The organism is Streptomyces rubradiris (genome assembly GCF_016860525.1).
GTDB classification, from domain to species: Bacteria; Actinomycetota; Actinomycetes; order Streptomycetales; family Streptomycetaceae; genus Streptomyces; species Streptomyces rubradiris.
On sequence record NZ_BNEA01000015.1, the window covers coordinates 2,138,754 to 2,163,234 of the forward strand.

The window sequence follows — 24,481 nt, forward strand, 5'->3', positions numbered from 1 at the left end:
GCGTCCCGTATGGGCGCATTCGGGGCCTCCGTCACGGGTTCACTTAGGGTGACCTAACTTGTAAGCTGTATCGGCTCTATTCGCGCCTTACCGAACCGCTTCCGGAGACCCCGTGCCCAGCCCCTACAGAGCCTTGTTCGCCGCGCCCGGCACCAAGGCCTTCACCGCCGCCGGATTCCTCGGCCGGATGCCGCTGTCGATGATGGGCATCGGCGTGGTCACGATGGTCTCCCAGGTCACCGGCCGGTACGGCCTCGCGGGCGCCCTGTCGGCCACCCTCGCGCTGTCCGCCGCCGCCATCGGACCGCGCGTCTCCCGGCTGGTGGACCGCCACGGGCAGCGCCGGGTGCTGCGCCCGGCGACCCTGGTGGCCCTGACGGCGGCGGCCGTGCTGCTGTGCGCGGTCCGCTTCCGGTGGCCGGACTGGGTGCTGTTCGTCTGCGCCGCCGGGACCGGCTCGGTGCCGAGCCTCGGCGCGATGATCCGGGCCCGCTGGGCCGCGCTGTACCGGGGCACCCCCCAGCTCCACACCGCGTACTCGTTCGAGTCGGTGGTGGACGAGGTGTGCTTCATCTTCGGGCCGATCATCTCCATCGGCCTGTCCACGGCCTGGTTCCCGGAGGCGGGCCCGCTGCTGGCCGCCTGTTTCCTCGCGGCCGGCGTCTTCTGGCTGACCGCCCAGCAGGCCACCGAACCGGTCCCGCACCCGGACGAGCGGCAAAGCGGCGGCAGCGCCCTGCGCTCGGCGGGGCTGCGGGTGCTGGTGGCCACCTTCGTCGCGACCGGATCGATCTTCGGCGCCGTGGACGTGGTCACCGTCGCCTTCGCCGACGAGCGGGGCCACAAGGGCGCCGCCAGCGTCGTCCTCGCGCTGTACGCGGCCGGTTCCTGCGTGGCCGGCGCGGTCTTCGGGCTGCTGCGCTTCGGCGGGGCGCCGGAACGCCGCTGGCTGCTGGGCGTGGCGGCGATGGCCGTGAGTATGATCCCCCTCCTACTGGTCGGAAACCTGCCGCTTCTGGCCGTGGCGCTGTTCGTTGCGGGGCTGTCCATCGCGCCGACGATGATCACGACGATGTCCCTCATCGAGGAGCACGTACCTCGCGCGCGGCTCACCGAGGGCATGACCTGGGTGAGCACCGGCCTGGCGGTCGGTGTCGCGCTCGGCTCGTCCGCGGCCGGCTGGGCGATCGACGCGGCCGGGGCGCGGGCCGGGTACGGGGTCCCGGCCGTGTCCGGGGCCGTCGCGGTCGTGGTCGGTTTCCTCGGGTACCGCCGGCTGCGCAGGCCGGCCGCGGGGCGGGGAGGCACCGTTGAGCAGCACAGCGAGCGGGACGTACGGAACCTGGCGTAACTGGGGCGGCAACGTCACGGCGCGGCCCGCCAGGCAGGTCGCGCCGGCCTCGGTGGAGGAGCTGGCCGCGGCGGTGCGCCGGGCCCGGGAGGACGGCCTGAAGGTGAAGGCGGTCGGCACCGGGCACTCCTTCACCTCGATCGCCGCCACCGACGGTGTCCTGATCCGCCCTCAACTGTTGACGGGCATACGCAACATTGACCGGCAATCCATGACGGTCACGGTGGAGGCGGGCACCCCGCTCAAGAGGCTCAACGCCGCCCTCGCGCGCGAGGGCCTGTCGCTCACCAATATGGGCGACATCATGGAGCAGACCGTCTCCGGAGCCACCAGCACCGGCACCCACGGCACGGGCCGCGCCTCCGGCTCCATCGCCGCCCAGATCAAGGGGCTGGAACTCGTCACGGCAGACGGTTCCGTCCTCACCTGCTCCGCGCAGGAGAACCCCGAGGTCTTCGCCGCCGCCCGGATCGGCTTGGGCGCCCTGGGCATCGTCACCGCGATCACGTTCGCCGTCGAGCCCCTCTTCCTGCTCACCGCGCGCGAGGAACCGATGCCGCTGGAGCGGGTCCTGTCGGAGTTCGACCAGCTGTGGGCGGAGAACGAGCACTTCGAGTTCTACTGGTTCCCGCACACCGGGAACACCACCACCAAGCGCAACAACCGCAGCGCCGGTCCCCCGCGGCCGGTGGGGCGGGCGGCCGCCTGGTTCGAGGACGAGTTCCTGTCCAACGGGGTGTTCCAGGTGGCCCAGTGGGCCGGCCGGGCCGCGCCGGCCGCCGTCCCGGCCATCGCCCGGATCTCCAGCAGGGCCCTGTCCGCGCGGACCTACACCGACATCCCGTACAAGGTCTTCACCTCACCGCGCCGGGTGCGCTTCGTGGAGATGGAGTACGCCGTCCCGCGCGCCGCCGTCGTGGAGACCCTGCGCGAGCTGCGGACCATGGTCGACCGCTCGGGGCTGCGGATCAGCTTCCCGGTGGAGGTGCGCACCGCCCCGGCCGACGACATCACCCTGTCCACCGCCTCCGGCCGGGACAGCGCCTACATCGCCGTGCACATGTTCCGGGGCACGCCGTACCAGGCGTACTTCACGGCCGCCGAGCGCGTCTTCACCGCGCACGAGGGACGTCCGCACTGGGGCAAGGTGCACACACGGGACGCCGAGTACTTCTCCCGGGTATATCCGCGCTTCGGCGAGTTCACGGCGTTGCGGAACCGTCTCGACCCGGACCGGCTGTTCCAGAACGACTATCTGCGGAGGGTCCTGGGGGCGTAGGCGCCGTGGCGGACGCGCCCGGCGCGCTGGGCGTGGGGCTCGGGGTGGCGGGGGCCGACGGGGTGGCCGGGGTGCCGCTCGGGGTGCCGCTCGGGGTCCCGCCGGAGCCACCGTCCGGCTCGCCGCTCGGGGAGCCGCCGGGCGCCGGGGACGTGCCGCGGTCCGTATCGCCGCCGCCTGCCGGGGTGTGCCCCGGGGACGGCGTGTCCGACGGGGCCGGCGTGTGGTCGGACCGGCTGCCGGAGGAGTTCCGGCCGGTGACGGCGTCGCTCACGGTCGTGCCCTTGCCACCGCTGAAGCTGTTGCCGGAGATCAGTTCGTACGCCGTGATACCGGCCATCGTGACGCCGAAGACCAGGGCGGCGGCGACCAGGGGGCGGCGCCAGCTCTTCACCCGCGCCCGGTAGACGGTGCCCTCGGTGAACTCCCCGGGGGCCGGCGCCGTCCGCTCCCGGGGCCGGGCCGCCACCACCGCCTTCTCCCGCAGCTGCTCCCCGGTCCGCTTGAAGAAGTGCTGGAGGACCGATCCGCCGCAGGTGGCGAGGACGCTGACCACACCGGCACCGAGGATCGTGCCGTACACCCCGAAATACGAAGCCAGTTTGGCCGCCACGACCGCCGCCAGGGCGCCGCCCGCCACCTGGGGGACGTTCAGATCGATCCTCTTGCGCCCCGTATCGGGTGTCTCACGCATACCCGGAACTTGCCTGCCTTTCCCGTACTTGATCGACATTGACCGACCGACTGCACGAGAAGGGGACGTATGGACGAAACCATTAGTTCCGTTTCTGGCGATTGCGTGAAGTTCACCACGTCATGATCGACAAAACCGGTTGCGAACGGCCAAGTCGCACTCCTTGCGAGAAGTTGGCCAGCGCGCCAATCCACGCACGTGGCCCGAATGGAGTACTGTTGCGAGCCCTGGGTCCGGTCTCCCACCAGGAGGTCCGCGGCCCCCGCTGGATCACCGGGAGGGGACTAGTTGCACAGGGTGACGGAGTTGGTCACTTAGCGTGGCGAACAGGTAACCGTGCCATAACGGCGGTCCCGGGCCCGCGCCCGACACGCCGGGCAACTCGGCAAGGTTGTGGCAGGCTGCACCCGGGCAGGCCACACTCGACTAGCGGAAGCAGCGACGCACGTGACGTCGGCAGGCACCACCCGGGAGGTCCCCATGCCCGAACTGCGTGTCGTGGCCGTCTCGAATGACGGCACACGGCTGGTGCTGAAGGCTGCCGACTCCACGGAGTACACACTTCCGATCGACGAACGCCTGCGCGCTGCCGTGCGCGGCGACCGGCCGCGCCTCGGCCAGATCGAGATCGAGGTCGAGAGCCATCTGCGCCCGCGGGACATCCAGGCCCGGATACGAGCCGGAGCTACCGCGGAAGAGGTCGCACAGCTCGCCGGCATCCCCGTCGACCGGGTGCGCCGCTTCGAGGGGCCCGTGCTGGCCGAGCGTGCCTTCATGGCCGAGCGCGCCCGAAAGACCCCGGTCCGCCGCCCCGGCGAGAACTCCGGCCCGCTGCTCGGCGAGGCCGTGCAGGAACGGCTGCTGCTGCGCGGCGCCGACAAGGACACCGTGCAGTGGGACTCCTGGCGCCGCGACGACGGCACCTGGGAGGTGCTCCTCGTCTACCGGGTCGCGGGCGAACCGCACTCGGCGAGCTGGACGTACGACCCGCCCCGGCGGCTCGTCCAGGCCGTCGACGACGAGGCGCGCTCGCTGATCGGCGAGTCCGACGACCTCGCCGCGCCCGAGCCGAGCTTCCCGTTCGTCCCGCGGATCGCCCGGCTGCCCCGCGAACGCTCGATGGACCGTGCGCTCGAACGGGTGGACCGGGAGCGGCCCGGCCTGACCGCGCCACCGCCGGAGCCGGCCGAGGAGAGCACGGGCGAGCGCGACTCGCTGACCAGCCTGCTGGAGGCCGTGCCGAGCTTCCGGGGCGACCTCGTCGTACCCGAGCGCCCGTCGGACGCCGCGGAGGAGCCCGGCGACGAGCCCGAAGCGGAGGAGCCGCCGGCGCCCGCCGCCTCGGCCGGATCCGCCTACGCGGACGTCCTCATGCCGCGCTCCGTCGGCAGCCACCGCGACCGGCTCGTCGGCGCGACCGACCGCCAGGCCGAGGCCGACGGCGTCCGCCCCGGCCGCCGCGCCGCCGTGCCGAGCTGGGACGAGATCGTTTTCGGCACCCGCCGCAAGAAGCAGGAGTAGGCGGCCGACGGCAGCCAGAAAAAAAAAGGGGGGCACGCGCGCGTGCCCCCCCCCCCTTTCGCCGGTTCTCCGGTCGTGGCGCTACCGCGGGTCCGCCCCCACCGCCACCGGACGCGACGGGTCCGAGGACCACTCCGACCAGGAGCCCACGTACAGGGCCGCCGGGATGCCCGCCACCGCCAGCGCGAGCACCTCGTGGGCGCCGGAGACGCCCGAACCGCAGTACACGCCGACCTCGGTGTCCCCGGACACCCCCAGGGCCTTGAAGCGGTCCCTCAGCTCCGCCGCGGGCAGAAAGCGGCCGTCGGGGCCCACGTTCTCCGTCGTCGGCGCCGACACCGCGCCCGGGATGTGCCCGCCGACCCGGTCGACCGGCTCCACCTCACCGCGGTACCGCTCCCCCGCGCGGGCGTCCAGCAGCACACCCGTGCGGGCCAGTTCGGCGGCCCCGTCCGCGTCCAGCAGCCCCCCGGCCGCGGGCGTCGGCGTGAAGTCGCCCTCGGCCGGGACCGGCACCTCGGTGGACAGCTCACCCCGCCAGGACGGCAACCCGCCGTCGAGGACCCGCACGTCCGGGTGACCCGTCCAGCGCAGCAGCCACCACGCGCGCGCCGCCGCCCAGCCCTGCCCGCCGTCGTACACGACGACCGGCCGGCCGGCCGACACGCCCGCCCGGCGCATCGCGGCACCGAACTCCGCGAGTCCGGGCAGCGGATGCCGGCCCCCCGCGCCCGGCGCCCCGGCCAGCTCCCGGTCCAGGTCGACGAAGACTGCGCCCGGGATGTGTCCGGCCGCGTACTCGGCCCGCCCGTCGAAGGCGGGCGCGCCGGCCGCCTTGGCCAGGCTCAGCTGCCAGCGCACGTCCAGCAGGACGGGCGGATTGCCGCCGGTGAGCGCGGGCAGGAGTTCGGATGCGGTGATGATGGCTGTCATGGGGTCCATCCATACGCCAGGGGTGGCCGTGGCGTCCAGGTCCGGCTACTCTGCTCGGCCGGACAGGCTCGATCACGGTCGGTACGGGATCGAGCACATGGTGTACCACTGACGGACACCCGTCGGCCCTCGTCAAGATGCGGCGAAAGACGGCGGATCGGGCATCCTCTCGTGGGTAGGGCGACGGCGCGGTACGGCCCCGCGGCACCCGGAGGATGCGGGGACCGGCACGGGCGTGCGCGCCGACGGCGCGGACACCCTTCCGGGGAGCGGAAGCGACACGGCCACCGCGAGGGGCCGGGGAGAGAGTGATCGATGACCGAGGCACGGGAGCCGGCCGGTCCGCACGCGCGGCGCCTGCCCGGCACACCCTGCTGGGTGAGCCTGATGGTGCACGGGCTGGACGCCACCGAGGAGTTCTACGGCGAGCTGTTCGGCTGGGAGTTCCGACCCGGTCCGCAGCAGCTCGGCCCGTACGTGCGGGCGCTGCTCGACGGGCGGGAGGTGGCGGGCGTGGGCCGGCTGCCGACGGGCCGCCGGCTGCCGGTCGCCTGGACCCCGTACCTCGCCTCGGACGACGCGGACCGGACCGCCGACACGGTGCGGCTGTGCGGCGGCACGGTGGCCGTCGGCCCGCTGGACGCCGCCGAGGCCGGGCGGATGGCGATCGCCGCCGATCCCTCCGGGGCGGTGTTCGGGATCTGGCAGGGCTCCGCGCATCCCGGCGCGGCCCTGACCGGCGTGCCGGGCGCCCCCGTGTGGAACGAACTGCTCACCTTCGAGACGGAAAGCGTCACGAAGTTCTACAAAAGCGTCTTTCCCTACGAGGAGGAGCCGGTGGTCTCCGCCGGTGACGACTGTCTGACCCTGCGTCTGGACGGCCGTCCGGTGGCGGGGCTGCACGGCGTGGGCCACGGCCTGCCCCCGGACCGGGGGCCGCACTGGCGGACGTACTTCGAGGTCGCCGACCTCGATGCGACGCTGCGCCGGGTGGCGGCGCTGGGCGGCCGGGTCCTCGCGCCGGCGCACGACGGCCCGCACGGACGGGTGGCGACGGTGGCGGACCCGGAGGGCGCCGAGTTCTCCGTGGTCCAGGGTCCGCGTTGAGCCCTCAGGAGGGCGAGACGGGCAGCACGTCCGGGGACAGGGCCGCCGCGCGGGCCGTCGCGGCGGTCATCCGGCGCCGGTGGTGCCGGCGGCACAGCACCTCGTAGCCGACCTCGCCCGCGGACTGGTTGACGTCGCCGACGACCACCTGGGCGCCCTCGACCACCATCTCGCCGTCTATCGTGCGGGCGTTGTGCGTGGCACGGGCGCCGCACCAGCACAGCGCCTCCACCTGGAGCACCTCGATCCGGTCGGCCAGCTCCACCAGCCGCTGCGAGCCGGGGAACAGCTTGGAGCGGAAGTCGGTGGTGATGCCGAAGGCGAAGACGTCCAGGCCGAGATCGTCCACCACGCGCGCGAGCTGGTCGATCTGCTCGGGCGCCAGGAACTGCGCCTCGTCCGCGATCACGTAGTCGGCCCGGCCGCCCTGGGAGAGGTGGTCCACGAGGTACGCGTACAGATCCTTGCCGTCCTCGACCTCCACCGCCTCGGTGACCAGGCCCAGCCGGGAGGACAGCTTGCCCTCGCCCGCGCGGTCGTCACGGGTGAAGATCACGCCCGCCAGGCCGCGCGCGGAACGGTTGTGCTCGATCTGCAGAGCCAGCGTCGACTTCCCGCAGTCCATCGTTCCGGAGAAGAACACCAGCTCGGGCATGAGGAGTTGAGCACCTTTCGGCGAAATCGGTGAAAAAAGGAGGGCAGGGGGTCAGGAGCGTACTTCGAGCAGCGGGACGAGCTGTTCCGCCGGGGTCATCGAGCCGTGGTTGCCGACCAGCGCCGACTCCTTGGGCTCCCGCTCGGAGGCGACGATCAGCACGTCGTCGTGCGCGGCGGCGATCACGTCCCCGATCCGCGGGTACACGCGCTCGTCGCACGCGCCGGGCCGCCCGAACCAGCCGGCCGCGATCGCCTCGTCCCGCGAGGCCACCCAGAACTGCTCCCCGAGCACCTCGCGCCACACGGCCAGCACGTCGTTCTCGGCGCCCGGCACCGCGTACACGTGCCGGGCCCGGCCCTCGCCGCCCAGCAGCGCGACACCGGCCCGCAGCTCCCAGTCCTCGTCGAAGTCGATGCGGTGCCGCTCGTCGAACGGCACGTCGACCATGCCGTGGTCGGCGGTGACGTACAGGGCGCTGCGCGGGGGCAGCTGCTCGGCCAGCCGCTGGGCGAGCCGGTCGACGTACATCAGCTGGCCGCGCCAGGTGTCGGAGGCGATGCCGTAGCGGTGCCCGGAGCCGTCCAGTTCGGCGTAGTACGTGTACACCAGCGAGCGGTCGCCGGCGGCCAGTTGCTCGGCCGCGAGGTCCATGCGCTCCTCGCCGGTGAGCCGCCCGTGGAAGGTGCCGCCGCTGAGCGCGACCTTGGTGAGCGGGGTGTGCTCGAAGGCGGGCGAGGTCACCTGGGCGGTGTGCACCCCGGCCTGGTGGGCCTGCTGGAAGACGGTGGGGTACGGCTGCCAGGCGCCCGGTTCGGTGTACGGGTGCCAGCGGAGCTGGTTCATCAGCTCGCCGGTGGCCGGGTTGCGCACGGCGTATCCGGGCAGACCGTGGGCACCGGGCGGCAGGCCGGTGCCGACGGAGGCGAGGGAGGTCGCGGTGGTCGCCGGGTAGCCGGCGGTGAGCGGGCGGCCGGTGCCGCCTCGGGAGCTGCCGAGCAGGGAGGTCAGGAAGGGGGCCTCGTCCGGGTGGGCGGCGAGCTGCTCCCAGCCGAGGCCGTCGACCAGGAAGACGCAGACCCGGTCGGCGGGGGTCAGTTCGCCGATCGTGGCGGTCAGGCCGGGGACCCCGAGGCCCGCGGCCAGGGTGGGCAGCAGGTCGGCCAGGGAGCCGCTGCCGTACTCGGGCAGCGGCGCGGTGTCCAGGGCGAGGGGCTCGGGGTGGTCCCAGGCGGAGAGCTGGGACATCAGCGCGTGAGGTCCGCGGTCGCCTCCGAGATGGCCTGCGCGAAGGCGAGCGCCTGGCGCACCGTCTCCGGGCCGTCCCCGGCCTCGCTGACGCGCAGGCTCAGGTCGTCCGCCGTGGAGCTGCCCGTGTAGCCGTGGTCGGCGTCGCAGTTGGGGTCGCCGCAGGCGGCGGGCTCCAGGTCGATGCGGTTGACCGCGCCCCAGCCGATGGTCAGCACGACCTCGCGGGGCAGCGTGCCCGGCGTGTACTGCTCGGGGTTGGCGACCACCCGGCTGACCACGACCGACGAGATCCGGTCGAGCTTCACGGACTCGGTGGAGGTGGTGGCGTACGGCGTCGGGGAGGTGCTGTCGGCGGCCTGCTCGTCGGTGTGACTGACGATGAAGCGGTTGCCGGTGAGGACCAGCACGGTGACGTGCCGGCGGACCTCGTTCTGGTCGAACGTCGTCTCCTGGTGGACCAGGTACGACCGGACGGGCTCGCCGCCCACAGCGGCCTCCACCGCCTCGGCCACGAGGGCCGGGTAGTAGCCGCTGCGCTCGATCGCCGCGCGCAGCCCCTGGGTCGTCGTACTGGTCTTGGCCATGGCGTCCATCCTAATCCGTGGGCAGGGGCGCTCCGGGCCAGTCGGAGGGTCCGGGGGCGGGCGTGGCCCAAGGGGGCGAAGGGGTTCCGGACGGCGGTGGGGGCTTCTCAGTAGGCCGGCATCGTGCGCGGGCCGAGGTCGTCGCGGGCGGGCGGGGGCGCGAGCCGGACCGTGGCGCCGAGGACGCTCACGCCGTGCGGGGCGACGACGACCGGCTCCAGGGTGACCGCCACCACCTCGGGGTGGTCGTCGACCAGCCGGGACACCCGCAGCAGCAGCTCCTCCAGGGCGGGGGTGTCCACGGGGGTGGAGCCGCGCCAGCCGAACAGCAGGGGCGCGGTGCGGATGGAACGCACCAGCGAGGTCGCCTCCCGGTCCGTGACGGGGATCAGCCGGTGGGCCATGTCCCCGAGCAGCTGGGAGGCGGCGCCGGCCAGGCCGAAGGACAGCACGGCACCGGCCGCCGGGTCGATCACCGCGCGGACGACGGTGTCCACGCCCCGGGGCGCCATCGCCTGCACCACCGGCCGCAGCTCCTCCGGCGGCCCGAACAGCTCGGTCAGCTCGGCGTACGCCCGCAGCAGTTGTTCCTCGTCCGCGAGGTCCAGCCGGACCCCGCCCAGGTCGGCGCGGTGCCTGAGGTGCGGGGCGGTCGCCTTCAGGGCCACCGGGTAGCCGAGCGCGCGGGCGGCGTCCACGGCGGCGTCCGGGCCGGGCGCGGGCAGGGCGCGGCGCACGGGTACGCCGTAGCGGCCGAGCAGCTCGCAGGTGTGCTCGGCGGAGATCGTGAGCCCTTCGCCGCGGGCGAGCAGCTCGCCGATCAGCCGGGCGGCCCCCTTCTCGTCGATGTCGTCGAACTCCGGCACCTTCCCGGGGTCGGCCGCCTCCCGCCGCCACCGCGCGTACCTCACGGCTTCGGCGAGCGCCCGCACCGCGCGCTCGGCGGCGGGGTAGGCGGGGATGAGACGGGTGCCGTCCTGGGGGGACGCGGGGGATGCCTGGCCGGCCGGGGGCGCGGGGGGCACGAGGGGTGCGGGGGTCTCGGGGGCGGGAGCCGATGGGGTGGCCGGCGGTCGTTCCGCTGTCGCGGCGGACGGTCCTCCCGCTTGCTCGGCGGGCGGTCGCTCTCCCGCGGCGCTCAGCGGCCGGTCCGGCCCCGTCGTGTGCTGCCGGCGCGCCTGCGCCGCGGACTCCCGGCCCAGCCCCGCCGTGGACTCGGGAACCGCCTCCGCCGAGGGCTTTCGGCCCGGCTCCGCCGTGAACTGTCGGTCCGCTCCCGCGCCGGGCAGGCGTTCCGCGCGGTGGGCCGAGTGAGTACCGGCCTCCGCGCCGGGCGTCTTGTCGGCGGCTCCCGGTGCGCCCGGTGCCGTGCTCGTCGCGGCCGACAGTGCCTGTGCCAGGCCGCCCAGTTCGACATGGACCACCAGCACCGGCTTGCCCGGCACCGCCGCCGCGGCCGACCGCAGCGCCTCCGCCAGTTCCGCGTCGCCCGGCGACCCTTCCCCGATCGCGGGGATCGCCGTGACGACGACGGCGTCGTTCGTGTCGTCGGCCAGCGCGGCGGCCAGCGCCCGGTGGAAGTCCTCCGCCGTCGCCTCGGTGGTCAGGTCCACCGGCCGGGCCGGTCGCAGCCCTTCCGCCACACACCGGTCGTACGTCAGCACGCCGAGCGACTCGGAGTTTCCGAGGATGGCCACGCGCGGTCCCGCGGGCAGCGGCTGCCGGGCGAGCAGCAGCCCCGCGTCGACCAGCTCGGTGATGGTGTCGACCCGGATCACCCCGGCCTGCCGCAGCAGCGCGGACACGGTCGCGTACGGCAGCCGGGTAGCGCGTACCGCGTGTCCCTGCGGGGCGGTGCCGGTGCCCTGCACGACGACCAGGGGCTTGGCGGCGGCCGTGCGCCGGGCGAGCCGGGTGAACTTGCGGGGGTTGCCGATGGACTCCAGGTACATGAGGACGACGTCGGTGTCCGGGTCGTCGTACCAGTACTGCAGGACGTCGTTGCCGGAGACGTCGGCGCGGTTGCCGGCGGACACGAACGTGGAGACGCCCGTGACGCCGGTCACCCCTCCCCCGCGCCGGTGCAGCCGGGACAGCAGGGCGATGCCGATGGCGCCGGACTGGGCGAAGAGCCCGATGCGGCCGGGGCGGGGCGGCTCGGGGGCGAGCGAGGCGTTCAGCCGGACGTCCTCGGCGGTGTTGATGATCCCGAAGGCGTTCGGGCCGATGAGCCGCATGCCGTGGGCGCGGGCGGCCCGGACGAGCGCGCGCTGCCGTTCGCGCCCCTCGGGCCCGCTCTCGGCGTACCCGGCGGACAGGACGACCAGCCCCTGGACGCCGTGCTCGCCGCACTCGGCGACCACGGCGGGCACCTGCTCGGCCGGTACCGCGACGACGGCGAGGTCCACGTGCCCGTCGATGTCGCGCACCGAGCGGTACGCGGGGACCCCGTCGATCTCCTTGAGGTCCTCGGGGAATGCCTTGTTCACGGCGTGCAGCGGGCCCGCGTAGCCGGCCTCGCGGATGTTGCCGAGGACGCCGCGGCCCACCCCGCCGGGGGCGCGGCCGACGCCGACGACCGCGACCGAGCCGGGCGCGAGGAGCCGTCGTACCGAGCGGGCCTCGGCGCGCTGTTCCCGGGCGTGCTGCACGGCCATGGACCGGTCGGTGGGTTCGAGGTCCAGCTCCAGGCGTACGACGCCGTCCTCGAAGCTGCGCTTCTGGGTGTAGCCGGCGTCCGTGAACACCTTGATCATCTTCGTGTTGGCGGGCAGCACCTCGGCGGCGAAGCGGCGGATGCCCCGCTCGCGCGCGACGGCCGCGATGTGTTCCAGGAGGGCGGAGGCGACGCCGCGGCCGTGGTGGGCGTCCTGCACCAGGAAGGCGACCTCGGCCTCGTCGGCGGGCGCGGAGGCGGGCAGGCCGTCGGTGCCGATGCGGTCGTAGCGTACGGTGGCGATGAACTCGCCGCCGATGGTGGCCGCGAGTCCCACCCGGTCCACGAAGTCGTGGTGCGTGAAGCGGTGGACGTCCTTGGCGGACAGGCGTGGGTACGGCGCGAAGAAGCGGTAGTACTTCGACTCGTCCGAGACCTGCTCGTAGAAACTGACCAGGCGGTCGGCGTCGTCGACGGTGATGGGCCTGACGCGCGCGGTGCCGCCGTCGCGCAGCACCACGTCCGCCTCCCAGTGGGCGGGGTACTGGTGCCGGTCCTGCCGGTCCGCCGAGGTGTGCATGGGCCCCAGCGTAAGGGTCGCGTACGACAACGGCGCGAGGCAGTCTATGGGGGCGACGCCGGACCGAGGCCGCGGTCCGGGGTCGCGCCGGGGCGGTCCTTCGGACCCGCTCCGGGCACGCTTCACGGTATGGGAAACTGGTCTAGACAACCCTGAGCACTGAAGGGCAGCAACACATGGCTGAGCGCCGCGTCAACGTCGGCTGGGCCGAGGGCCTCCACGCCCGCCCCGCTTCTCTCTTCGTCCGAGCCGCCACGGCCACAGGCGTCCCGGTGACGATCGCCAAGGCCGGGGGCAACCCCGTCAACGCGGCCTCGATGCTGGCCGTCCTGGGCCTGGGCGCCCAGGGTGGCGAGGAGATCGTCCTCGCCTCCGACGCCGAGGGCGCCGACGCCGCCCTGGACCGTCTGGCCAAGCTGGTCTCCGAGGGCCTGGAGGAGCTGCCCGAGACCGTCTGAGCGGGACCGGGAAGCCGCGCCGTCCGTACCGGGCGGCGCGGCTTCCGCGTTTTCAGCACCGGTTCCACAATCGCTCCGGTTCCGTCGGCGGATTTCTTCCCGGGCGTTCGCCGGGTCGCCCGGACACGGCGGGCAGGGGAATTAGCGGAACCGGAAAAGGGCAGCGGAAAACACCCGCCACCGAATTACCCTTCTTTGTATACGGCGCCCGTGTTAATGCCGCAGGCCCGACATGTTTACGGCATGTTGCGAAGTCCTCACACGCTCCCCGGCGCCGGAAAAGCGAAGCCGGTGCGCGCCCGTCGCACGCTCGGCGTGCAGGGCCGTCAGCGCCCGCGCGCGTTCGCCGTCCCCGCGCGCCACCGCGTCCACGATCGCGCCGTGCTCCACCCAGGACTCCACCGGGCTCACCGGCGGCTCCACCGCGTACATCCAGGCGATCTTGTGCCGCAGCCGGGTCAGCGTCGAGGTCAGCGAGGGGCTGCCGCAGGCCTGCGCGAGCGTCTCGTGGAACCAGCCGCCGAGCGCGCGCAGATCCTCGCTGTTGCCCTTCCTGGCCCGCTCCTGACCCAGCCGGACCAGGCCGCGCAGCACCTTCAGATGGGCCTCCGTACGCCGCTGGGCGGCCCGCGCGGCGCCCAGCGGCTCCAGCAGCGTCCGCATCTCCAGCACGTCGGCGGCCTCCTGCTCGGTCGGCTCGGCCACGCACGCGCCCGCGTGCCGGCGCGTCACCACGAAACCCTCGGCCTCCAGCGTGCGCAGCGCCTCGCGGACGGGGACGCGCGAGACGCCGTAACGGCGGGCCAGGACTTCCTCGGTGAGCCGGCTGCCGCGCTCGTAGACACCCGCGACGATGTCGTCCCGGACAGCGCTGCACACCGAGTGCGCCGGAATACGCATGACCGACCTCCGCCTTAATCCCCGTGAAACGCCGACGATGGACGCGTATACCGTGACTCTATTCCAGCGGGCCGGAATTTCCGATGGCGGGCGGTAATCCATGGTTATTTTTTGGACAAGGAGTCCGGCGGACGGCGTGAAAAACGGCGAAAGCCCCGGCTCGATGAGCCGGGGCCGCCGGAAAACGCGCGTGCGTCAGATCTGGACGCCGTGCCCGCGGAGGTAGGCGACGGGGTCGATGTCCGAGCCGTACTCGGGCGTCGTGCGCGCCTCGAAGTGCAGGTGCGGGCCGGTGACGTTGCCCGTGGCGCCGGACAGTCCGATCTGCTGGCCCGGCTCGACCTGCTGGCCCACCGTGACGCCGATGGAGGACAGGTGCCCGTACTGCGTGTACATGCCGTCGGCCATCCGGATCACGACCTGGTTGCCGTAGGCGCCGCCCCAGCCGGTGGCGACGACCGTGCCGGCGCCCACCGCGTGCACCGTGGAGCCGCTGGCCGCGTGGAAGTCGATGCCGGTGTGCGAACCGGAGGACCACAGGGAGCTGGAGGCCCGGTAGGCCGTGGAGACGTAGGAGTGCGCGATGGGGGCGACGAAGGTGTTCAGCCGGCGGCGCTCGGCCTCGCGCGCGGCACGGACCCGCTCCTCCTCGGCCCGCTCGGCGGCCGCCTTCGCCGCTGCCTCCTCGGCCGCCTTGCGGTCCGCGGCCTGCTGCTGGGCGGTGGCCTGCGCGTCGATCTGCTCGGCGACGTCCTCGGTGGCGGCGAGGACCGGGGTGAGGCCGGTCTGGTCCACGGGGTTGTCGGCGGCGAGCGCCGGGGAGGCGGCGAGGGTGCCGATGACACCGGTGGTGGTCAGGGCCGCGACGCCGGCCGCCTGAGCGGTGGTGCGCTTGACCCGGCCGGGCTTGCGGTGCTTCCCGGTGGCGCACATGAACGCCATGAAGTGGCTGGTCCTTTCCTTCCCTCTCGCCTACCGGGTTAGCTGACGGGTTCGGAGCAGGAAGGTCTCCTACGGGCCCCCTCGCGGGCGCCCGATTCACCCCAGGGACGGTGGGTCCCCGGCTCCCCTGGCTCGCGCCGTACGGGGACTCGGCGATGGCTGTCCGGTGCCGCGGGTGCGGCGCACTGCCTGACGAACAGCCCGGACGAAGCTACGGCGGCCCGCTCGCGATCCTCAAACGGATCCGGGGTTTTGTAGCGCATCCCACAGGTCAGACAGGCAACCTCCGCCCCAAAACGGGCATCTGGGCAACCGAGTGGAACAGCGTGGGGCCCTGACGGCCCGTAAGCCGTCAGGGCCCCACGCGCGCGTGCGCCGGACGCGCCGGGCCGCTACTCGGCCGGCACCACGGTCACCTCACCGATGCCGAGCGCCTCGACCGGCGCCTTGATCTGGGAAGCGTCGCCGACGAGGACGGTCACCAGACGGTCCACCGGGAAGGCGTTCACGACGGCCGCGGTGGCCTCCACGGTGCCCGTGGCGGCCAGCTGCCGGTACAGCGTCGCCTGGAAGTCGTCGGGCAGGTGCTGCTCGACCTGGTCGGCCAGCGTGCTCGCGACGGCCGCCGCGGTCTCGTACTTCAGCGGCGCCACGCCGACGAGGTTCTGCACGGCGACGTCCCGCTCGGCGTCGGTCAGGCCCTCCGCCGCGACGGTGCGCAGCACCTTCCACAGGTCGTCCAGCGCCGGGCCGGTGTTCGGCGTGTCCACGGAGCCGCTGATGGCGAGCATCGCCGCGCCCGTGCCGTCCGGCGCGGACCTGAGGACCTGCCCGAAGGAGCGCACGCCGTAGGTGTAGCCCTTCTCCTCGCGCAGGACGCGGTCCAGGCGGGAGGTGAGGGTGCCGCCGAGGCAGTAGGTGCCGAGCACCTGGGCGGGCCACACGCGGTCGTGCCGGTCGGGGCCGACCCGGCCGATGAGCAGCTGCGTCTGCACGGCACCGGGACGGTCCACGATCACCACGCGCCCGGTGTCGTCGGCGGTCACCGGCGGCACCGGCCGCGGCTCGCCCGGGGCGCCGGTCCAGGCGCCCAGGGTGTCGCCGAGCAGCGCGTCCAGGTCGGTGCCGGTCAGGTCACCGACGACGACCAGGGTGGCCGTGGCGGGCCGCACATGGCGGTCGTAGAAGGCGCGTACCGCCGCCGCGTCGATCTTCTCGACGGTCTCCTCGGTGCCCTGGCGCGGCCGGGACATGCGCGAGGCCGCCGGGAACAGCTGCCTGGAGAGCTCCTTGGCGGCCCGGCGGGAGGGGTTCGCCAGCTCGTGCGGGATCTCGTCCAGGCGGTTGCGGACGAGGCGCTCGACCTCGCTCGGGGCGAAGGCGGGCGCGCGCAGCGCGTCGGCGAGCAGGCCGAGGCCCTTGGCCAGGCGGGAGACCGGGACCTCCAGGCTGAGCCGGACGCCGGGGTGGTCGGCGTGCGCGTCCAGGGTGGCGCCCGCGCGCTCCAGCTCGGCGGCGAACTCCTCGGCGGAGTGCTGGTCGGTGCCCTCGGAGAAGGCGCGCGCCATGATCGTGGCGACGCCGTCCAGGCCGGCCGGCTCCGCGTCCAGCGGCGCGTCCAGCAGCACCTCGACGGCGACGACCTGCTGGCCGGGGCGGTGGCAGCGCAGCACGGTCAGGCCGTTGCCGAGCGCGGTGCGTTCGGGGGCCGGGAACGCCCAGGGCTTGGCCTCGCCGGGCTGCGGCTGGGGGTGGAACTCCATGGTGGCGAGCTCGGTCACTTGGCCGTCTCCTCGTTCTCGGTCTCGTCGCGGCCCGCCTCTACGGTCGCTTCCTGCTCCGGGTCCTCCGGGACATCGGCGTCGGGGGCGGCCTCCGGGGACTTCGGTTCGTAGACCAGCACCGCGCGGTTGTCGGGCCGCAGACGCGCCTTGGCGACTTCCCGGACCTCCTCGGGGGTCACCTCGAGGACGCGATTCACAGCGGTCAGGGCGAGCTGCGGGTCACCGAACAGGACGGCGTACCGGCACAGTTCGTCGGCGCGGCCGGCGACCGTGCCGAGCCGGTCCAGCCACTCGCGCTCCAGCTGGGCCTGGGCGCGCTCCATCTCCTCGGGGGTGGGGCCCTCCTCCGCGAACCGGGCCAGCTCCTCGTCGATGGCGGTCTCGATCACCGGCACCTCGACGTCACCGGAAGTCTTCACGTCCAGCCAGCCCATGGAGGGCGCGCCGGCCAGGCGCAGCAGGCCGAAGCCGGCGGCGACGGCCGTGCGGTCGCGGCGCACCAGGCGGTTGTACAGGCGGGAGGACTCGCCGCCGCCGAGGATGGTCAGGGCGAGGTCGGCCGCGTCGCACGCGCGCGTGCCGTCGTGCGGGAGCCGGTAGGCGGCCATCAGGGCGCGCGCCGGGACCTCCTCCACGACGACCTCGCGCTTCTGCTCGCCGATGACGTCCGGCAGGGAGCCGTCACGGGGCGCGGGCTTGCCGTCGTGGGACGGGATGGAGCCGAAGTACTTCTCGATCCAGGCGAGGGTCTGCTCGGGGTCGATGTCGCCGACCACGGAGAGCACCGCGTTGTTCGGCGCGTAGTAGGTGCGGAAGAACTGGCGCGCGTCCTCCAGGGTGGCCGCGTCCAGGTCCGCCATGGAGCCGATCGGCGTGTGGTGGTACGGGTGGCCCTCCGGGTAGGAGAGGGCGGTCAGCTTCTCGAAGGCGGTGCCGTAGGGCACGTTGTCGTAGCGCTGGCGGCGCTCGTTCTTGACGACGTCCCGCTGGTTCTCCATGGACTCCTCGTCCAGGGCGGCCAGCAGCGAGCCCATGCGGTCCGCCTCCAGCCACAGGGCGAGCTCCAGCTGGTGGGCGGGCATGGTCTCGAAGTAGTTGGTGCGCTCGAAGCTCGTGGTGCCGTTCAGCGAGCCGCCGGCGCCCTGCACCAGTTCGAAGTGGCCGTTGCCCTTGACCTGTGCGGAGCCCTGGAACATCAGGTGCTCGAAGAGGTGAGCAAGGCCGGTACGCCCCTTGACTTCGTGGCGGGAGCCGACGTCGTACCAGAGGCAGACCGCCGCCACCGGGGTCAGGTGGTCCTCGGAGAGCACCACGCGCAGACCGTTGGCCAGGCGGTGCTCGGTCGCTGCCAGGCCCCCGGAGCCTGCCTCGGCTGTGGTCGTGTGACCCATGGGCATGTACGTCCCTTCGCGAGCGGAGGCGGTTGATGGAAACCGCGGTTGTGCTGCCGTTCCTGCCACTGTATGCAAAGCGTGCGGGGCCTTCGCGAAGTTCCCGCGGACGTACGCCGACAGCGGATCGCGTACGCTGCGTCGGACCCCTTCCCGGACGGTTCCCCGGCGCTGGGGGCGCTTCCGCTCCCCGGTGCCGGCCGGGGCCGCCCGGACCGGGTCGTGCACGGGTTGTCAGTACCTCGGTCCACAATGGTCGGCGTCAGATCCGTCAAACGCTTCAGCACCAAGCGCCCCGTAGGCGAGCGACCAGATCAGAAGGAGCCAGGCAGCGATGGCCCGCCGCAGCACGAAGACCCCGCCGCCCGACGATTCGTTCGAGGAGAGGATCCTCGACATCGACGTCGTGGACGAGATGCGTGGCTCCTACCTCGAGTACGCGTACTCGGTCATCTACTCGCGCGCCCTGCCGGACGCCCGTGACGGACTGAAACCGGTGCACCGCCGGATCGTGTACCAGATGAACGAGATGGGCCTGCGCCCCGACCGCGGCTACGTGAAGTGCGCGCGGGTCGTCGGCGAGGTCATGGGCAAGCTGCACCCGCACGGCGACTCGTCGATCTACGACGCGCTGGTGCGCATGGCGCAGCCCTTCTCCATGCGCGTGCCGCTCGTCGACGGCCACGGCAACTTCGGTTCGCTGGGCAACGACGACCCGCCGGCCGCCATGCGGTACACCGAGTGCCGGATGGCCGAGGCGACGGGCCTGATGACCGAGTCGATCGACGAGGACACGGTCGACTTCGCGCCGAACTACGACGGCCAGGAGCAGGAGCCGGTGGCCCTGCCCGCCGCCTTCCCGAACCTGCTGGTCAACGGCGCCTCGGGCATCGCGGTCGGCATGGCGACGAACATGCCGCCGCACAACCTGCGCGAGGTCATCGCCGCCGCCCGCCACCTGATCCGGCACCCGAACGCCGACCTGGACGCGCTGATGAAGCACGTTCCGGGCCCCGACCTGCCCACCGGTGGCCGGATCGTCGGCCTGGACGGCATCCGGGACGCGTACGCGACCGGCCGCGGCACCTTCAAGATCCGCGCGACCGTCTCCATCGAGAACGTCACCGCCCGCCGCAAGGGCCTGGTGGTCACGGAACTGCCGTTCACGGTCGGTCCCGAGAAGGTCATCGCGAAGATCAAGGACCTGGTCAACGCGAAGAAGGTCCAGGGCATCGCCGACGTCAAGGACCTCACCGACCGCGAGCACGGCCTGCGCCTGGTCATCGAGATCAAGAACGGCTTCGTGCCGGAGGCGATCCTGGAGCAGCTGTACAAGCTGACCCCGATGGAGGAGTCCTTCGGCATCAACAACGTCGCCCTGGTCGACGGCCAGCCGCTCACCCTGGGCCTGAAGGAGCTGCTGGAGGTCTATCTGGACCACCGCTTCGACGTGGTCCGGCGGCGCAGCGAGTTCCGCCGCGGCAAGAAGCGCGACCGGCTGCACCTGGTCGAGGGCCTGCTGACCGCGCTCGTCGACATCGACGAGGTCATCCGGATCATCCGGTCCAGCGACAACTCGGCACAGGCCAAGGAGCGCCTGATCGAGCGCTTCTCGCTGAGCGAGGTGCAGACGCAGTACATCCTCGACACGCCGCTGCGCCGCCTCACCCGGTACGACCGGATCGAGCTGGAGGCGGAGAAGGACAAGCTCACCGCGGAGATCGAGGAGCTGACCCGGATCCTGGAGTCGGACGCGGAGCTGCGCAAGCTGGTCTCGGCCGAACTGGCCGCCGTGGCGAAGAAGTTCGGCACCGACCGGCGCACGGTCCTGCTGGAGTCCGCCGCCACGCCGGTCGCCGTGCCGCTCCAGGTGGCCGACGACCCGTGCCGGGTGCTGCTGTCCTCGACGGGCCTGCTGGCCCGTACGGCGACCGACGCGCCGCTCCCGCGGGCGGCGGGCGCCAAACGGGTCAAGCACGACGTGATCGTCTCGGCCGTGCGGACGACCGCGCGCGGGGTGATCGGCGCGGTGACCTCGGCGGGCCGGCTGCTGCGGATCAACGTGGTCGACCTGCCGCAGCTGCCCGAGCCGACGACCGCGCCGAACCTCTCGGGCGGGGCCCCGCTGGCGGAGTTCGTCTCCCTGGAGGACGACGAGACGGTGGTCTGCCTGACCACGCTGGACGAGTCGTCGCCGGGTCTGGCGCTCGGCACCGAGCAGGGTGTCGTCAAGCGGGTGGTGCCCGACTATCCGTCCAACAAGGACGAGTTGGAGGTCATCACGCTCAAGGAGGGGGACCGGATCGTCGGCGCGGTGGAGCTGCGCACCGGCGAGGAGGACCTGGTGTTCATCACGGACGACGCGCAGTTGCTGCGCTTCCAGGCCTCCATCGTCCGTCCGCAGGGCCGTCCGGCGGGCGGCATGACGGGCATCAAGCTCGCCGAGGGCGCGAAGGTGATCTCCTTCACGGCGGTCGACCCGGCCGCCGACGCGGTGGTGTTCACGGTGGCGGGCTCGCGCGGCACGCTGGACGACTCGGTGCAGACGACGGCCAAGCTGACCCCGTTCGACCAGTACCCGCGCAAGGGCCGGGCCACCGGCGGGGTGCGCTGCCAGCGGTTCCTGAAGGGCGAGGACTGCCTGTCGCTGGCCTGGGCGGGCCCGGCGCCGGCGCGGGCGGCGCAGAAGAACGGCACCCCGGCGGAGCTGCCGGAGCCGGACCCGCGCCGGGACGGCTCGGGCACGTCGCTGCCGAAGACGGTGGCTGTGGTGGCGGGGCCGGTGCTCTAGACGGTCCGGGCAGGGGCCGGCCGGGCGGCGGCTAGGCGGGCGGTTCCTCCACGTCGGTGCCCGGCTCGTCCGGCTCGTCCGGTCCCTGTACGTAGCGCAGGACGCCCCACATGCCGTGCTCGTCGGCGTGCGGGGCGTCGTTCCCGCACGCCTCCAGTTCCTTGCGGAGCGCGTCCGCGTCGATGCCGGAGCCGATCAGCACGAGCTGGGTGAGGCGTTCGTCGCCGGGCGCCCAGGGCTCCGGGTAGAAGCGCAGGAACCGGCCGACGGCGTGCACGGCGTAGCGGTTGGCCATGTCGTACGGCCCGAAGTCGACGTAGCCCTTGATCCGGTACAGCCCTTCGGGCCGGCTGTCCAGGAACCGCATGAGCCGCCGGGGTTCCAGGGGGACGGCACAGGCGAACGACAGACTGTCGTAGCCGGTGTGCAGATGCCCGGTGTGGTCCGGGCCGTCGTGGTCGTGCAGGTCGTCGAAGGACAGCTGGCCGACGCGCTCCTCGGTGGGCCGGCAGTCGAAGAGGAACTCGGGGTCGATCCGGCCGTAGGTGGCGGGGACGACGGCCGCGCGGTCGGTGAGCGAGCGGACGAGCCCGAGGATGCGGTCCGCGTCGCCGGCGCGGTCGAGCTTGTTGACGACGACCAGGTCCGCGAGGGCGAGGTGCCGGTCGATCTCGGGGTGCTTCGCGCGGGTGTCGTCGAACTCGGCGGCGTCGACCACCTCGACCAGGCCGCCGTAGACGATGCCCGGGTGCTCGCTGGCGAGGACCATGCGCACGAGTTCCTGCGGCTCGGCCAGTCCGCTGGCCTCGATGACGATCACATCGATGCCGGCGGCGGGCGCGGCGAGCCGGTCCAGGTACAGATCGAGTTCGCCGGCGTCCACGGCGCAGCACAGGCAGCCGTTGCCGAGCGAGACGGTCGAGTCGCCGAGAGCGCCGGCGACGGCCATGGCGTCGATCTCGATGGCGCCGAAGTCGTTGACGATGGCCCCGATGCGGCTGCCTCCGCTGCGGTGCAGCAGGTGGTTGAGGAGCGTGGTCTTCCCGGAGCCCAGGAAACCGGCGAGTACGACGACCGGGATCTGCTGCGGGCTGCCGCCGCTTGCCAAGCTGTTCCCCAACGGGCGACCTCTCAGACGTACCAGCGCGCACCGGCTCGGGCCCGGTGCGCGGACGGGCATGGACGGAGGGTCCAGGATACGAGCGGCCCGGAACCGGCTTCCGGCCCGCGTACCCGGTCTTGATTCGACGATCGATAACCGATCAAAGTTGGATCAATGTTGCTTGGATCAATACTCAATCATCAACATGTCCACAGGCGGCTACGGTGACCCTCATGCGCGATCACGACACCGCTCCCCACCGCCCCGGGCGCCGGCTGACCACCAAGGAGACCGCCGAACTGCTCGGCGTGAAGCCCGAGACGGTCTACGCGTACGTGAGCCGCGGCCTGCTCAGCAGCAGACGCGAGCCCGGTGGCCGGGCCAGCACCTTCGAGGCCGGGGAGGTCGAGGCGCTCGCCCGCCGCAACCGCCGGGACGCCGCCGGGAGTCCGGGCACCGGCGGCGAACTGTCCGTCCGCACCCGCATCACGCTGATCGAGCAGGACCGGTACTACTACCGCGGCGTCGACGCGGTCGAGCTGGCAGCCCGCCACTCCTACGAGGAGGTCGCGGAGTGGCTGTGGACCGGCCGGCCCGCGCCGGGCGCGACGTTCACCGCGCCCGAGGCCACCGCCGAGGTCGCCCGCCGCGCGGTGGACGCGCTCTCCGAACACGCCTCGGCCGTCGACCGGCTGCGGGTGGCGGCGATCGCCGCGGCGGCCGAGGACCCGCTGCGCTTCGACCTGTCCGAGGAGACCGTGCTGCACACGGCGCGCACCCTCGTCCCCACCCTCGTCGCCGCGCTGCCGCGGGTCCGGTACGACCACGAGGACGACGGCCCGCTGGCCCACCGCCTGTGGGGCCGGCTGACCGGTCACCCGGCCGACGAGGCGTCCCTGCACGTCCTGGACACGGCGCTGGCCCTGCTGGCCGACCACGACCTGGCCGCGTCCACCCTCGCGGTCCGGGTCGCCGCCTCGGCCCGGGCGCACGCGTACGCGGCGGTCTCGGCCGGGCTCGGCGTGCTGGAGGGCCCGCTGCACGGTGCGGCCGGCGGGCTCGCCCACCGGATGCTCCTGGACGTGCTGGACCAGGGTACGCGGTCCCGGTCATCGCCGAAGAGCTGCGCGCGGGCCGCCGCGTCCCCGGCCTCGGCCACCGGCTGTACACCGGCGAGGACTCCCGCGCGCGGGCGCTGTTCGAGCTGCTGAAGGAGATCCCGCGCGCGGAGTCCGCGCTGCTCGCGGCCCGTGACATCGTCGCCACCACGGCCCGGCACGCCCCGCTGCACGCCAACGTCGACCTGGCTCTCGCGGTGTTCACCGTGTCCAGCGGCATGACGGCCACGGCAGCCGAAACGATCTTCGCCGTCGCGCGGACCGCGGGCTGGATCGCGCACGCCCTGGAGGAGTACGGCGAGCGCCCGCTGCGCATGCGCCCCAGCGGCCACTACGTCGGTCCGCGCCCGCCCCGGCCCCTCCCGGAGTAGGGCACGGCGGGCCCACAAGTCACCGCCGGGAAAGTCAGGTTAGGCTCACCTGTGTGAGTAGGTGTGCGACCGTCTCCCGCGTGCTCGACGAGCCGGTTTCCGGTACGGCTGCCACGGCGACGACCTGGCTGCTGCTGGAACAGCCGGGCCCGTGGGGCGCGAAGGCCCTGCGGTCCAGCCATCTCGATCCCGCGCTGGGCCGTGCGCTGGAGGCCGCCGCCGACGGGACCGGCGTGCGGATCGCGCTGATCCGCCGTCCCGGACGCCACGCCGACCCCGGCCCGCCCCCGGTGCGGCAGGTGTACGCCGCGCACACCGTTCCCGGGCGGGTGTGGCTGCACAGTGCCACCACCGTCGAGCCGCGGCGCCTGCTCGACATGGACTTCGCCGCGCTGGGGGCGGGCGACCACCGGTCCTTCGACACGGTGCTCGGCGGGCGGCCCCATCAGGGTGACCCGCTGGCGCTCGTGTGCACCAACGGCAAGCGTGACCGCTGCTGCGCCCTCCTGGGCCGCCCCCTCGCCGCGGAGCTGGTCGCGTCGGGGGTGCGCGGCGTCTGGGAAGTCACTCATCTGGGTGGACATCGGTTCGCTCCTACAGTGCTTGTCCTGCCCTATGGCTACGCCTACGGCCGCGCCGGGGCCCACACCGTGAAGGAGGCCCTGCACGGTGCCCAGGAGGGGCGCGTGCTGGTCGAGGGGTGCCGGGGGTGTTCCGCGTGGGAGCGGCCCGGGCAGGCGGCGGAGCTGGCCGTGCGGACGGCCGCGGACGAGTACCGGGCGGGGGTGCTGAGCGTCGTACGGACCGAGGGCACGGGTCCGCGCTGGGAGGTCACCGTCGCCCACGCCGACGGCCGCCGGTGGCGGGTCACCGTGGCACAGGGCGCGTCGCTGCCGCCCCGCCCGGAGAGCTGCGGTGCGGAGGTGCTCGGCGCGCCCGCGCGGATGGACGTGGTCGAGGTGCGCGAGCTGCGGCCGACGGCACTGGCGAGCTGACCCGGCGCGCGTCCCGTC

Annotated in this window: 18 protein-coding genes, 1 pseudogene and 1 riboswitch; of the genes and pseudogenes, 8 read left to right on the forward strand and 11 right to left on the reverse strand. The window is 73.2% G+C overall.

Translation table 11 applies throughout. The features are described 5' to 3' along the window. Positions 1 to 112 precede the first annotated feature (112 nt). Both Srubr_RS22650 and Srubr_RS22655 read left to right on the forward strand, forming a co-directional pair. On the forward strand, positions 113 to 1,351 hold the full coding sequence (locus tag Srubr_RS22650) for an MFS transporter (RefSeq protein WP_189997237.1): 1,239 nt from the start codon (positions 113 to 115) through the stop codon (positions 1,349 to 1,351). Further along, positions 1,311 to 2,630, forward strand: a complete 1,320-nt coding sequence (locus Srubr_RS22655; RefSeq protein ID WP_189997238.1) for a D-arabinono-1,4-lactone oxidase — start codon at positions 1,311 to 1,313, stop codon at positions 2,628 to 2,630. The genes Srubr_RS22650 and Srubr_RS22655 overlap by 41 nt, the downstream gene beginning before the upstream one ends. Here Srubr_RS22655 and Srubr_RS22660 read toward each other — a convergent pair. After that, positions 2,554 to 3,324: a hypothetical protein gene (locus Srubr_RS22660; protein ID WP_189997239.1), complete on the reverse strand. Its 771-nt coding sequence runs from the start codon at positions 3,322 to 3,324 to the stop codon at positions 2,554 to 2,556. The two genes, Srubr_RS22655 and Srubr_RS22660, sit on opposite strands and share 77 nt — an antisense overlap. A 480-nt stretch (positions 3,325 to 3,804) precedes the next feature. Here Srubr_RS22660 and sepH point away from each other — a divergent pair, with 480 nt between their 5' ends. Continuing rightward, on the forward strand, positions 3,805 to 4,845 hold the full coding sequence (sepH, locus tag Srubr_RS22665; protein WP_189997240.1) for a septation protein SepH: 1,041 nt from the start codon (positions 3,805 to 3,807) through the stop codon (positions 4,843 to 4,845). Positions 4,846 to 4,926: 81 nt separating this feature from the next. Here the strand turns inward: sepH and Srubr_RS22670 are convergent, their stop codons facing one another. After that, positions 4,927 to 5,778, reverse strand: a complete 852-nt coding sequence (locus Srubr_RS22670; RefSeq protein ID WP_189997241.1) for a sulfurtransferase — start codon at positions 5,776 to 5,778, stop codon at positions 4,927 to 4,929. A 315-nt stretch (positions 5,779 to 6,093) separates the two neighbouring features. On the opposite strand from Srubr_RS22670, the gene Srubr_RS22675 reads away from it, so the two are divergent. Next, on the forward strand, positions 6,094 to 6,885 hold the full coding sequence (locus Srubr_RS22675) for a VOC family protein (RefSeq protein WP_189997242.1): 792 nt from the start codon (positions 6,094 to 6,096) through the stop codon (positions 6,883 to 6,885). Positions 6,886 to 6,889: 4 nt separating this feature from the next. Here Srubr_RS22675 and Srubr_RS22680 read toward each other — a convergent pair whose 3' ends face one another. The 4 genes from Srubr_RS22680 to Srubr_RS22695 all read right to left on the reverse strand — a co-directional run bounded on the left by Srubr_RS22680 (position 6,890) and on the right by Srubr_RS22695 (position 12,611). Beyond that, positions 6,890 to 7,540 (reverse strand): thymidine kinase, encoded by a 651-nt coding sequence (locus tag Srubr_RS22680; RefSeq protein WP_189997243.1) that lies wholly within the window; start codon positions 7,538 to 7,540, stop codon positions 6,890 to 6,892. Between the two features lie 51 nt (positions 7,541 to 7,591). Then, positions 7,592 to 8,788, reverse strand: a complete 1,197-nt coding sequence (locus Srubr_RS22685; RefSeq protein WP_189997244.1) for an alkaline phosphatase family protein — start codon at positions 8,786 to 8,788, stop codon at positions 7,592 to 7,594. After that, the gene (locus Srubr_RS22690) at positions 8,788 to 9,375 is read right to left on the reverse strand and encodes a DUF5998 family protein (protein ID WP_223283776.1); all 588 of its coding nucleotides are present in this window, start codon (positions 9,373 to 9,375) and stop codon (positions 8,788 to 8,790) included. The genes Srubr_RS22685 and Srubr_RS22690 overlap by 1 nt, the downstream gene beginning before the upstream one ends. 107 nt (positions 9,376 to 9,482) lie before the next feature. Next, complete coding sequence (locus Srubr_RS22695) at positions 9,483 to 12,611, reverse strand: GNAT family N-acetyltransferase (RefSeq protein WP_189997245.1); 3,129 nt, start codon at positions 12,609 to 12,611, stop codon at positions 9,483 to 9,485. Between the two features lie 176 nt (positions 12,612 to 12,787). On the opposite strand from Srubr_RS22695, the gene Srubr_RS22700 reads away from it, so the two are divergent. Then, positions 12,788 to 13,069, forward strand: coding sequence for an HPr family phosphocarrier protein (locus Srubr_RS22700; protein ID WP_030609104.1), 282 nt, complete (start codon positions 12,788 to 12,790; stop codon positions 13,067 to 13,069). Positions 13,070 to 13,282: 213 nt separating this feature from the next. Here Srubr_RS22700 and Srubr_RS22705 read toward each other — a convergent pair whose 3' ends face one another. The 4 genes from Srubr_RS22705 to Srubr_RS22720 form a co-directional block, all read right to left on the reverse strand. Then, the gene (locus Srubr_RS22705; protein WP_189997246.1) at positions 13,283 to 13,969 is read right to left on the reverse strand and encodes a GntR family transcriptional regulator; all 687 of its coding nucleotides are present in this window, start codon (positions 13,967 to 13,969) and stop codon (positions 13,283 to 13,285) included. Positions 13,970 to 14,164: 195 nt separating this feature from the next. After that, a complete protein-coding gene (locus Srubr_RS22710; RefSeq protein WP_189997247.1) occupies positions 14,165 to 14,911 on the reverse strand; it encodes a M23 family metallopeptidase in 747 nt (248 codons plus the stop codon). A gap of 12 nt (positions 14,912 to 14,923) precedes the next feature. Further along, a riboswitch (cyclic di-AMP (ydaO/yuaA leader) is annotated at positions 14,924 to 15,076 on the reverse strand. 227 nt (positions 15,077 to 15,303) lie between these two features. Further along, positions 15,304 to 16,692, reverse strand: a complete 1,389-nt coding sequence (locus Srubr_RS22715) for a M16 family metallopeptidase (protein WP_189997248.1) — start codon at positions 16,690 to 16,692, stop codon at positions 15,304 to 15,306. After that, complete coding sequence (locus tag Srubr_RS22720; RefSeq protein ID WP_189997249.1) at positions 16,689 to 18,092, reverse strand: M16 family metallopeptidase; 1,404 nt, start codon at positions 18,090 to 18,092, stop codon at positions 16,689 to 16,691. The genes Srubr_RS22715 and Srubr_RS22720 overlap by 4 nt, the downstream gene beginning before the upstream one ends. Positions 18,093 to 18,420: 328 nt before the next feature. Here Srubr_RS22720 and Srubr_RS22725 point away from each other — a divergent pair, with 328 nt between their 5' ends. After that, positions 18,421 to 20,877, forward strand: coding sequence for a DNA gyrase/topoisomerase IV subunit A (locus Srubr_RS22725; protein ID WP_189997250.1), 2,457 nt, complete (start codon positions 18,421 to 18,423; stop codon positions 20,875 to 20,877). Positions 20,878 to 20,908: 31 nt separating this feature from the next. Here Srubr_RS22725 and Srubr_RS22730 read toward each other — a convergent pair whose 3' ends face one another. Further along, on the reverse strand, positions 20,909 to 21,997 hold the full coding sequence (locus Srubr_RS22730) for a CobW family GTP-binding protein (protein WP_229926807.1): 1,089 nt from the start codon (positions 21,995 to 21,997) through the stop codon (positions 20,909 to 20,911). A gap of 215 nt (positions 21,998 to 22,212) precedes the next feature. On the opposite strand from Srubr_RS22730, the pseudogene Srubr_RS22735 reads away from it, so the two are divergent. Both Srubr_RS22735 and Srubr_RS22740 read left to right on the forward strand, forming a co-directional pair. Further along, positions 22,213 to 23,468: pseudogene (locus tag Srubr_RS22735) on the forward strand (citrate/2-methylcitrate synthase). A 53-nt stretch (positions 23,469 to 23,521) separates the two neighbouring features. Next, the gene (locus Srubr_RS22740; protein WP_189997252.1) at positions 23,522 to 24,463 is read left to right on the forward strand and encodes a sucrase ferredoxin; all 942 of its coding nucleotides are present in this window, start codon (positions 23,522 to 23,524) and stop codon (positions 24,461 to 24,463) included. Positions 24,464 to 24,481 lie beyond the last annotated feature (18 nt).

What these genes read in the sequence shown, in the direction of transcription:
- Srubr_RS22700 (WP_030609104.1), top strand. Translation starts at nt 12,788, where the DNA reads ATGGCTGAGCGCCGCGTCAACGTCGGCTGGGCCGAGGGCCTCCACGCC.
- sepH (WP_189997240.1), top strand. Translation starts at nt 3,805, where the DNA reads ATGCCCGAACTGCGTGTCGTGGCCGTCTCGAATGACGGCACACGGCTG.
- Srubr_RS22720 (WP_189997249.1), bottom strand. Translation starts at nt 18,092, where the DNA reads ATGCCCATGGGTCACACGACCACAGCCGAGGCAGGCTCCGGGGGCCTG.
- Srubr_RS22685 (WP_189997244.1), bottom strand. Translation starts at nt 8,788, where the DNA reads ATGTCCCAGCTCTCCGCCTGGGACCACCCCGAGCCCCTCGCCCTGGAC.
- Srubr_RS22675 (WP_189997242.1), top strand. Translation starts at nt 6,094, where the DNA reads ATGACCGAGGCACGGGAGCCGGCCGGTCCGCACGCGCGGCGCCTGCCC.
- Srubr_RS22680 (WP_189997243.1), bottom strand. Translation starts at nt 7,540, where the DNA reads ATGCCCGAGCTGGTGTTCTTCTCCGGAACGATGGACTGCGGGAAGTCG.
- Srubr_RS22710 (WP_189997247.1), bottom strand. Translation starts at nt 14,911, where the DNA reads ATGGCGTTCATGTGCGCCACCGGGAAGCACCGCAAGCCCGGCCGGGTC.
- Srubr_RS22690 (WP_223283776.1), bottom strand. Translation starts at nt 9,375, where the DNA reads ATGGCCAAGACCAGTACGACGACCCAGGGGCTGCGCGCGGCGATCGAG.
- Srubr_RS22695 (WP_189997245.1), bottom strand. Translation starts at nt 12,611, where the DNA reads ATGCACACCTCGGCGGACCGGCAGGACCGGCACCAGTACCCCGCCCAC.
- Srubr_RS22705 (WP_189997246.1), bottom strand. Translation starts at nt 13,969, where the DNA reads ATGCGTATTCCGGCGCACTCGGTGTGCAGCGCTGTCCGGGACGACATC.
- Srubr_RS22725 (WP_189997250.1), top strand. Translation starts at nt 18,421, where the DNA reads ATGGCCCGCCGCAGCACGAAGACCCCGCCGCCCGACGATTCGTTCGAG.
- Srubr_RS22670 (WP_189997241.1), bottom strand. Translation starts at nt 5,778, where the DNA reads ATGACAGCCATCATCACCGCATCCGAACTCCTGCCCGCGCTCACCGGC.
- Srubr_RS22660 (WP_189997239.1), bottom strand. Translation starts at nt 3,324, where the DNA reads ATGCGTGAGACACCCGATACGGGGCGCAAGAGGATCGATCTGAACGTC.